General features: G+C 41.2%; 10 protein-coding genes and 1 pseudogene. 7 read left to right on the top strand and 4 right to left on the bottom strand.

All coding sequences use genetic code 11. From position 1 onward, the window contains the following. Window positions 1-583 (bottom strand): annotated as a pseudogene (locus CI957_RS10055) (ISNCY family transposase); the annotation flags it as partial. A 226-nt stretch (window positions 584-809) separates the two neighbouring features. On the opposite strand from CI957_RS10055, the gene CI957_RS10060 reads away from it, so the two are divergent. The 3 genes from CI957_RS10060 (at window position 810) to CI957_RS10070 (ending at window position 3,592) form a co-directional block, all read left to right on the top strand. Next, a complete protein-coding gene (locus tag CI957_RS10060; protein ID WP_128754782.1) occupies window positions 810-2,801 on the top strand; it encodes a TIGR04279 domain-containing protein in 1,992 nt (663 codons plus the stop codon). 107 nt (window positions 2,802-2,908) lie between these two features. Continuing rightward, window positions 2,909-3,166: a hypothetical protein gene (locus CI957_RS10065; protein ID WP_013036595.1), complete on the top strand. Its 258-nt coding sequence runs from the start codon at window positions 2,909-2,911 to the stop codon at window positions 3,164-3,166. Between the two features lie 168 nt (window positions 3,167-3,334). Beyond that, window positions 3,335-3,592, top strand: coding sequence for a hypothetical protein (locus CI957_RS10070; protein WP_013036595.1), 258 nt, complete (start codon window positions 3,335-3,337; stop codon window positions 3,590-3,592). A gap of 105 nt (window positions 3,593-3,697) precedes the next feature. Here CI957_RS10070 and CI957_RS10075 read toward each other — a convergent pair whose 3' ends face one another. Beyond that, window positions 3,698-4,534 (bottom strand): CPBP family intramembrane glutamic endopeptidase, encoded by an 837-nt coding sequence (locus CI957_RS10075; RefSeq protein ID WP_128754783.1) that lies wholly within the window; start codon window positions 4,532-4,534, stop codon window positions 3,698-3,700. After that, window positions 4,527-5,411 (bottom strand): DUF1616 domain-containing protein, encoded by an 885-nt coding sequence (locus CI957_RS10080; RefSeq protein WP_128754784.1) that lies wholly within the window; start codon window positions 5,409-5,411, stop codon window positions 4,527-4,529. Before CI957_RS10080 ends, CI957_RS10075 begins: the two co-directional genes overlap by 8 nt. A gap of 332 nt (window positions 5,412-5,743) precedes the next feature. Here CI957_RS10080 and CI957_RS10085 point away from each other — a divergent pair, with 332 nt between their 5' ends. Continuing rightward, window positions 5,744-6,259, top strand: a complete 516-nt coding sequence (locus tag CI957_RS10085) for a metal-dependent hydrolase (RefSeq protein WP_096713007.1) — start codon at window positions 5,744-5,746, stop codon at window positions 6,257-6,259. Between the two features lie 6 nt (window positions 6,260-6,265). On the opposite strand, the gene CI957_RS10710 is transcribed toward CI957_RS10085, so the two are convergent. Continuing rightward, the gene (locus CI957_RS10710) at window positions 6,266-6,406 is read right to left on the bottom strand and encodes a hypothetical protein (RefSeq protein ID WP_164909092.1); all 141 of its coding nucleotides are present in this window, start codon (window positions 6,404-6,406) and stop codon (window positions 6,266-6,268) included. Window positions 6,407-6,584: 178 nt separating this feature from the next. Here CI957_RS10710 and CI957_RS10090 point away from each other — a divergent pair, with 178 nt between their 5' ends. The 3 genes from CI957_RS10090 to CI957_RS10100 all read left to right on the top strand — a co-directional run bounded on the left by CI957_RS10090 (window position 6,585) and on the right by CI957_RS10100 (window position 7,852). Then, window positions 6,585-6,716, top strand: a complete 132-nt coding sequence (locus CI957_RS10090) for a YgiT-type zinc finger protein (RefSeq protein ID WP_128754786.1) — start codon at window positions 6,585-6,587, stop codon at window positions 6,714-6,716. Between the two features lie 198 nt (window positions 6,717-6,914). Then, window positions 6,915-7,097 carry a hypothetical protein gene (locus tag CI957_RS10095; RefSeq protein WP_241646087.1) on the top strand — a complete coding sequence of 61 codons (183 nt, stop codon included), beginning with the start codon at window positions 6,915-6,917 and terminating at the stop codon, window positions 7,095-7,097. A gap of 212 nt (window positions 7,098-7,309) precedes the next feature. Further along, the gene (locus CI957_RS10100; RefSeq protein ID WP_128754787.1) at window positions 7,310-7,852 is read left to right on the top strand and encodes a hypothetical protein; all 543 of its coding nucleotides are present in this window, start codon (window positions 7,310-7,312) and stop codon (window positions 7,850-7,852) included. Window positions 7,853-7,936: the final 84 nt, after the last annotated feature.

The raw sequence follows: 7,936 nt of genomic DNA on the forward strand, positions 1-7,936 counted from the left end.
CATCGTGATATGTGCCTTATCCATCTTACATTTGTAATGCGGATTATAATCCGCATATCTATCATATCTGGATGCTTCAAGAGGTGTCGAATCTGTTTTCACATCCCTAATCTTAGTAATTCTGGATATTTTCTTTCCAATCCTGAACATTATTTCATTAAATCCCTCTTTCCCAGCCTGTATTTTACAAAATGGTGAATCGCGTTAAATCGAAGATTTAACGGGAGTTACTACATAGTAGTAACAGTGTTGCATGAAACGGAAGATTAATGATACCATTGTCCTCTTCAAAACACAGAAGTCTGGCTTCCTCATTTGTTAAGGTAGATATTGTTTTTTCAAAAGAGAGGTTTCTGTAGGATTTTACAACGATGAGCTTTATCATTGAAGAAATCTTATACCTGAGGTGCCAATCCTTATCGGCATAATAATTACGTTCTACATAGGAAGCAATGTCATCGATATCCAGGAAATACAATAACTGGCATATTGATACGCTGTCTTTGTTCAGATAACTGACTATTGAATCTCTGGTATAGATTCCGTCCAAAACATTGTGATAATATTTCATGAACTGGCATATTTTCTTATATATAAATATAATGCATGAGCTACGCTCATGCAACGTTCAGTGGTAATGAGAAAATGAGTTACACTTTTAAAGCGAAAAGCTAATTTGATAATCTCATATTAATATTAGTTTTCAGGGACAAGTTTTATCAATTGAAAATTTGTAACCATAATATCAATAAAAGCAAATTGCCATTATAATCCTAACACATTACACCATACCGGAGAATTAAGAACATATGAGGGAACTAAAACATAGCATCTTTGTATTATTTTTGCTTATAATATCAGCGGCATTGATTATTTTTGGATCTGCAGGAGCAGCAACCAACGATGATGTCATTATGAATATGACAGTTGATGACACCACGTTTAACTTTACCAACCACGAGTCTGATATAGACGGCAACTGGATACAATTACAGGGCGGAGAACCATTCCAGTTGCCCTATCCCATTTCTTTTACTTATAACGGAATAAATAAATCCACATTCACAAAAAAAGGGATTTCTGTCGACATCGATCTGAATGTGGATAGTTACTCTGACCACACTATCATCTATCCATACAAAACACATCCGATGTATGTCACTGGTGATGATGTGTCTTTTACTTTTGATGGTTCAGAATCTTTTGCTGGTAAAGTTGTGGAAATATCGTTGATCAAGACAAATGCTTCCGGATTGTATTCGGCTATTGATAAGCTGATGGATGGAAACAAAGATAATATTGCAAATTTGATGAATTCTGATAAAGATCCAGATATTAAAACCCTTGATGAAAAAGGAAATTGCGCTGTGAATTATGACTCTCTTGACCCTGCTGACTATATAGTAGTGATCATGGAAGATGATGCCACAACCAATAGATTACTCTCAGCCACCGCATTCACGGTTTTAGACTACGATTCTACTGTAAAAGTGGAAGATACTGAAAGCGGAAAAAAAGTTACCATCAGTATGCCGAATGCTCCTCTATCTGATTATACATATGAAGCAATGTACATTGAGGAAAGTGAATACCGGGCAGAAGCCTACATGCAATACAACGGAAGCAGAGAAGGCCTCAATACATCCGTAAATGACGTATCCCTTCTTGAAGGGCTATCTCTGACAGGAATTGATTTCTCTAATCCAGCATCATCTGATTTCAAGGATAAGATCAATGCAAGCGCCGGACAGGACAAAGTCGTCATTAAAGAAGTAAGTTCATCTGATACCACTGCAACCCTGAATTTAAATACTGCAGGACTTGATGAAGGCGATTATATCCTATTTACAATGGTCAGATCAGGAGGAGATCTACTTGCCTTCAACCAGTACCCTGCTGTATCTGCAGAAGAGGAGGATAATGGCTCTGCCGGAGGAGGTAGAAGTGATGGAGGCGTCAGTGGAGCTGCTGTAAGTGGAGAATCCTATCAAAACGTTGAACAAAGAGAAGTAGCCGGTAAATACATAGCCAGGAATACCCCGACAGAATACAGCTTCGCTCAAGGCAGCGGACCGGTGGAAAACATTATCTTCACGCCGCTGATCAATGCAGGTTATACCAGTGTAGTAGTCGAAGTACTGAAAGATACATCCACTCTGGTTGATACAAAGCCTTCAGGTCTGCTCTACAACAATATTAACATCTGGATAGGTTCAAGACTCTATGAAGATGTGATCGAGGATGCTACGATCTCCTTCAGTGTGGATAAAACCTGGCTGAATGAAAATGATGTGGACTCTTCAAACATCAGATTGCTGAGATACACCACAGAATGGACACCCCTTCCAACCACAATGATCGGAGAAGATGAAGACAAGGTGTACTATACTGCAGACACACCGGGCTTTTCCAGTTTCGCAATTGTGGCTGACACGGAATCTGCACCGGTTACTGGCCCAGCAGAGATGGAGGCGGACTTCACGGCAACTCCTGTAGAAGGACAGAGTCCATTGGAAGTCACCTTTACAGCAGAGGCAGATAATGTCGACTCCTGGCAATGGGATTTCGGTGACGGCAGCACATCAACAGAACAGAACCCAACTCACACCTATGAAGAACCTGGCACCTACACTGTTGTACTGACAGTTGAGGGCGAAGGTGGAGCCGATGTTGTGGAGAAGACGGACCTGATCACAGTAACTGCACAGGAAGAAGATAAAGGAATACCTGGATTTGAAGCGATCTTTGCCATTGCGGGATTACTGGCAGTAGCAGGCCTTTTGAGAAGGAGGAACCTGTAAAGGAATTGATATGCAGGTTTTTTACCTGCATATACTTTCCGGGAAAAATCCAAAACCTTTTAATAGTAATATTATAATCCTAAAAATAGGAACTTCAGAGGATAATCATGCTTACAAGCGTAATTTCAACAACCAGTGCAATTTCATCCGCGGCAGGTGCCATTTCAATGACTACAGGTATTGGGCTGCCGGAGTATGGAGTACTGGCAGTAATAGGACTTATTTTATTGTTATCGGCAAAAGAGATACTGTCTGCGTCCAGTAAATGGAACAAGACACTCAACACTTCTCTGAATATGGGAATAATGCCACTATTGGTGGCTTTTGTGGCCATAGTGGTATTCAAAGTCGCAGAAATAGTGTGAAACTATTTTCTCTTTTTTTACATTTAATTTTTTATTTCATAATTATTCATAGTATTCCAATACTACACACTATGAATTGATTATATTAAAAAATCACAACCTCATTTGGAGTAAAGCAAAGACTTAAATAATTATATTTCTATATACATAGGTAGGAAGTGGATAATAGTGCTTACCAGTGTAATTTCAACAACCAGTGCAATTTCATCCGCGGCAGGTGCTATCTCAATGACAACGGGCATCGGACTACCGGAATACGGCGTACTGGCTGTAATCGGCCTTATTCTACTATTATCAGCCAAAGAGATACTTTCCGCTTCCAGTAAATGGAATAAAACACTCAATACATCTCTTAACATGGGAATAATGCCACTTTTGGTGGCTTTTGTGGCCATCGTTGTGTTCAAGGTAGCAGAAATAGTGTAATTTTCCTTTACATCTCTTTTTTACACATAATTTATTACTTATTTTGAATTGTTTAGAACTGGATTTGAAATGCAGTCTATCTCATAGACTGTTGATTGTTAGCTATCAGAATAGACCCAATCCGGGACCCAGATGAGGGATTACTCCAAAAAGGAATACATTTACAAATCCGTGGGTTAAAGAAACAAAAGAGATACTTTTAGTCCTGAGGAACATATAACCCAGAATCAGTCCTGCAAATGCCGTCATAAACACTTCTAAAGGGGCACCATAGCCCGAGTGCATAACACCGAACAAAAGACTGGCTATAATCAGACCGGGCCATGTTCCAAAAGTATCTGCAAGCCTGGTCTGGAGTATGAACCTGAAAATCAACTCCTCAACAAAACCCACAAAAAACACCATTACCAGAGAAATCTTGAGCAAACTGATAAATGACAGATCCGAAATCAGGTAACTATTCGCCAGGATTGCATACTCTCCCTGGGCAATCAGAATCGCCACAAGAATTGCCAGAAATATATAAACCAGCCACATCCTGTTTACATCCCTAAACCCCCTTAAAGAAAGCGTAATATCCTGATCTTTTGCAACCAGATAAACAGGAATTATAAGTGGGGCATAAATGAATATGAATACGTACAGGGTCGTATCGAAAAAGATAGGCATCGAGATATTTACCAGGCGCAACAGAGGCAGCAACATCAGGGCCTGAAAGGCCATTGTGACTTCCTTTTTGCTAAAATGGATTGATGCCAGGGGCAGGCCGAGAAGTAAAGCCACATGGATACAGATGGAAAGATAATCCATTTCGGCAAAAAGTAGCAGTTCTGCCAGCATAATGAGCAGTACCGGCACCATGATTACAGCTGAATCCCGGTTAAACTGTACATCTGAAAGATCCGGCAGATCCATGTTTTTGAAAGGATGAAATTCACTCATTTGCATCCTCCGATACATTGATCCAGAGATGCAGGTCCCTGTAGGATTCTGTGTAATTACCATTCTTGTAAAGCAAAAACTGCAGTTTCATGTCCGTGCCGTTAAACGGCGGAGTTATCGTGACAGGTTGCTCCCAGGTCTGATTATGCTCAAGGTTTACCTCTTGTATGGTTTGCAGGGATTGATTCTCCAATTGTATGTCAATAGTATAATTGACATCCTCATATTCATGATTTACCACCCCGATAATTACCTTTCCACTGTCTCCGAGAGTATAATTGACCGGGTAATCATCCGCCATTCCTCCCGGGCCCAGGATATAGAATTCGGTGAATTGTTCGCCCTGTTTGGGGGTCACTATCACGTAGATCAGGGTCACGACCGAGGCCAGAATCGAAATTACCAGAATTATTGTTAGTGCCTTATCCAGCCGAGATTGGGACTCTGAATGAAATTCATCCTGCAGGGACTCGTAGGATTGCCTTAGGGGGACGTAAAATGCTTCTTCCTCGACCAGATTGGAGCGGCGCACCACGGCTATGATACACATACCGATTGTGAAGATGGATAATGAGATCAGGATAGGCAACAGACGGATACCCCAGGGTGTGTAGTTCAATCCCAGGCCAATCAGAGGCACAACGGCAATGCTAAGACCAAAACTCAAGGCCACACGCTCAATACCATCCAGGTCATCGTTTTTGGGAAATAGGGCGGCAATCAGGGCATAACCCGGAAGGAACAATACCATGGGCAGACCCAGCACAGTACGTATGGCTGAATCACTGAGCTGTGGAATAAGAATAAATACTGCCGTCAGGAGTACCAGGCCTACGACAATTTGTATGTCAACAGGGATTTTTTTTATATCCGCCAATATGTACCCTCAAATTGATTGCAGAATCAATTGTTACAATACTTAAATATTATTCGGTCAGCAGGTATAGAATTCATATTGTAGCCGGGAAACGAATTTTCAATACACTGAGAGAAGAAGAAAAGTCCTAAAAAAATAATAATAAAGCAGGTTTCCGCTTACTTCAAATCAGTCCTGCTGCCTCAGTATCAATCCGACAGCAGCAATCATTGCAGGTGCAGCACTTCTGACCAGGCAAAAGGGCGATCGCTGAAATGGAGCAGGATACTTCCTGCTCTAAATTTAAAAAATAAGCATAAACTTAAACACATCTATTGATAATTCCACCATTGATGTTTGTGTTTGGCCATATCGGACTGACCTTACTTGCCTTCTATCTGGCAGAGCAATGGCTGCCCAGGTTGCAGGGCAAAGTGAATTATGGGTTTGTGGCAATAGGAGCGCTGCTGCCGGATCTGATCGACAAGCCGCTGGGCCGGTTTTTGCTGGCAGATACCCTTGCAAGCGGCAGGATATTTGCCCATACCCTGAGTTTCTGGATACTGGTTGGCCTCATTATTGTTTTGATATGGCAGAAGTGGCGGGCAGATTTCTTATTGGTATTGCCCGGTGCAGCAGTTTTGCATTTACTGGAAGATTCGATGTGGCAGACTCCCGAAGTTTTGTTCTGGCCGTTTCTGGGTTGGAGTTTCCCGGCCGATGAGATTGCAGGCGGATTTCTGGATTACCTGATGCACGTTTTCTCCAACTGCTATGACCCGGCCATATCGATGGTTTTTATATCGGAGGTATTCGGGATTGTGATCTGTATGGTGGGTGCTGTGCGATGGTACAGTAGGGTGAAATGATACAGATTATGTCTGTATATTTTGTCGACTGTATTCGATAAAATAGTAGGATTTATCGTATATGGAAGACAAGCCCGGATTTATCAATCCGGGATTGCAGGCATCTATATCTACCAGCTGGTTCTGGCTGCCTGATGATGAATTCACTTTTTATTGCCACAACAATTATTGTGCAAACAATAATATATAAAATCAATCCTTTGCATATTAGCCAGAAATTTCATTCCAGACAAAGACTATTTGGGCTATCCAGAAGATATGAATCAATATGTTACCGGACAGTTGTAATTTCTGCCAGGGCAAATTGGTTTAGAAAAACACCGAGGTGGAAATCCAGAAAGCAGATGGGAAACGTGTTTCTTTGAGAGTACCTGCCTATGTGTGTGATACCTGCGGGGAGGCTTACTACAAGCCGGAGGTTTCCAGGAAACTGGACAGGATTGCCTACAGCGGGTAAGCGCCTCCATAATTGCACAGGGACATATATCATGTCCATTTTTATTCACGTAATATAAATAACGTGTGAACAAATATACCTATAATGCTTAATTTGGCTGCAGTCAACTACACCCTAACGGAAGTGGGTTAAATGTCAATTAAGCATTCATTCAGGAGAATTAGTTGACACGTCTAATAATCATAGGAGATAGGACACATGAGTACACACGTTAGCCAGACGACGACTATCCCCACAACAAAAGCGATAAGAGACAGGCTGAAAAACTATGGCCATAAAGGGGAGACCTATAGTGATATTCTCACAAGGATGATGGATAGGGAGGAATTCATGGACAGAATGTACAAGCGTCTGGAAGAAAGGATAAGTTTATCTCATTGACGGAAATGTCAACCACCCCTCCCTGACGGCAAAGGCTTGAATGTCAATTAACATTGGTCTGGGTGGCTGACAAGCATCTCTGATATTCCAGGATATACCTGAAATCGCGTTTTTTGTGTTCAATGTAAATTGCACCACCAGATATGAATTGCTTTTTACAACTAAATTTTTCATCCATTACTTGCCTAAAATTGTGATTAAGGGGACAAAACATGAATGAAAATATAGATAAAGACAATTCATTGGCCGATTTGCTTGATGAGGATACTGCAGAGATCAAAGAAGGTATGGACCCGAAAGAAAGACCGGATGAATATACTTTCCACATTGGCAAACTCGAGCATACCATCGCTCAGTACTATTATAAGCAGGACCAGGATCTGACCGATAATGACGTTGAAATGAGATTGTTCAATATAATGTTTCACTTGGAGAATAAAATCAGTTATTTCTCCCATCCCCTTGAGTTATCGATTATCGCGACTATGACGGAAGTATTCAAAAAGAGACCCCTCACACTCAGTGAATTTGAATTTGTGCTGGATTATGTGATAAAAAGTGTAGAGAACAGGTCATGGCTGCCTGGCAAGAGAGCCTATCTGAATTGGATCTGTTATTTCTTGAGAATGCTTGAGCCTGAAGATGAAGAAAAATATGTCAAATCCATAAAAAGGAAAGCCAAAAGAAAAGGAATGTCCCGCTCAGAGATCGATTTCCTGCTGCTTAGAAGTGGCGAGGCGCCGGACTGGAAATGAAACTTGATATACCTCCCACGCCTAAAGTCCCTGGGTTCTGTGGTTGACTGCTTTCAAGTCACTTTCGTAAAGGATGCGTAGTTG

It is taken from the genome of Methanohalophilus sp. WG1-DM, from assembly GCF_004104135.1.
Taxonomy (GTDB): Archaea; Halobacteriota; Methanosarcinia; order Methanosarcinales; family Methanosarcinaceae; genus Methanohalophilus; species Methanohalophilus euhalobius.

Bases quoted from the DNA above. Each gene is read 5' to 3' on its own strand.
- CI957_RS10060 (WP_128754782.1), top strand. From the start codon at position 810: ATGAGGGAACTAAAACATAGCATCTTTGTATTATTTTTGCTTATAATA.
- CI957_RS10085 (WP_096713007.1), top strand. From the start codon at position 5,744: ATGTTTGTGTTTGGCCATATCGGACTGACCTTACTTGCCTTCTATCTG.
- CI957_RS10100 (WP_128754787.1), top strand. From the start codon at position 7,310: ATGAATGAAAATATAGATAAAGACAATTCATTGGCCGATTTGCTTGAT.
- CI957_RS10065 (WP_013036595.1), top strand. From the start codon at position 2,909: ATGCTTACAAGCGTAATTTCAACAACCAGTGCAATTTCATCCGCGGCA.
- CI957_RS10075 (WP_128754783.1), bottom strand. From the start codon at position 4,534: ATGAGTGAATTTCATCCTTTCAAAAACATGGATCTGCCGGATCTTTCA.
- CI957_RS10095 (WP_241646087.1), top strand. From the start codon at position 6,915: ATGAGTACACACGTTAGCCAGACGACGACTATCCCCACAACAAAAGCG.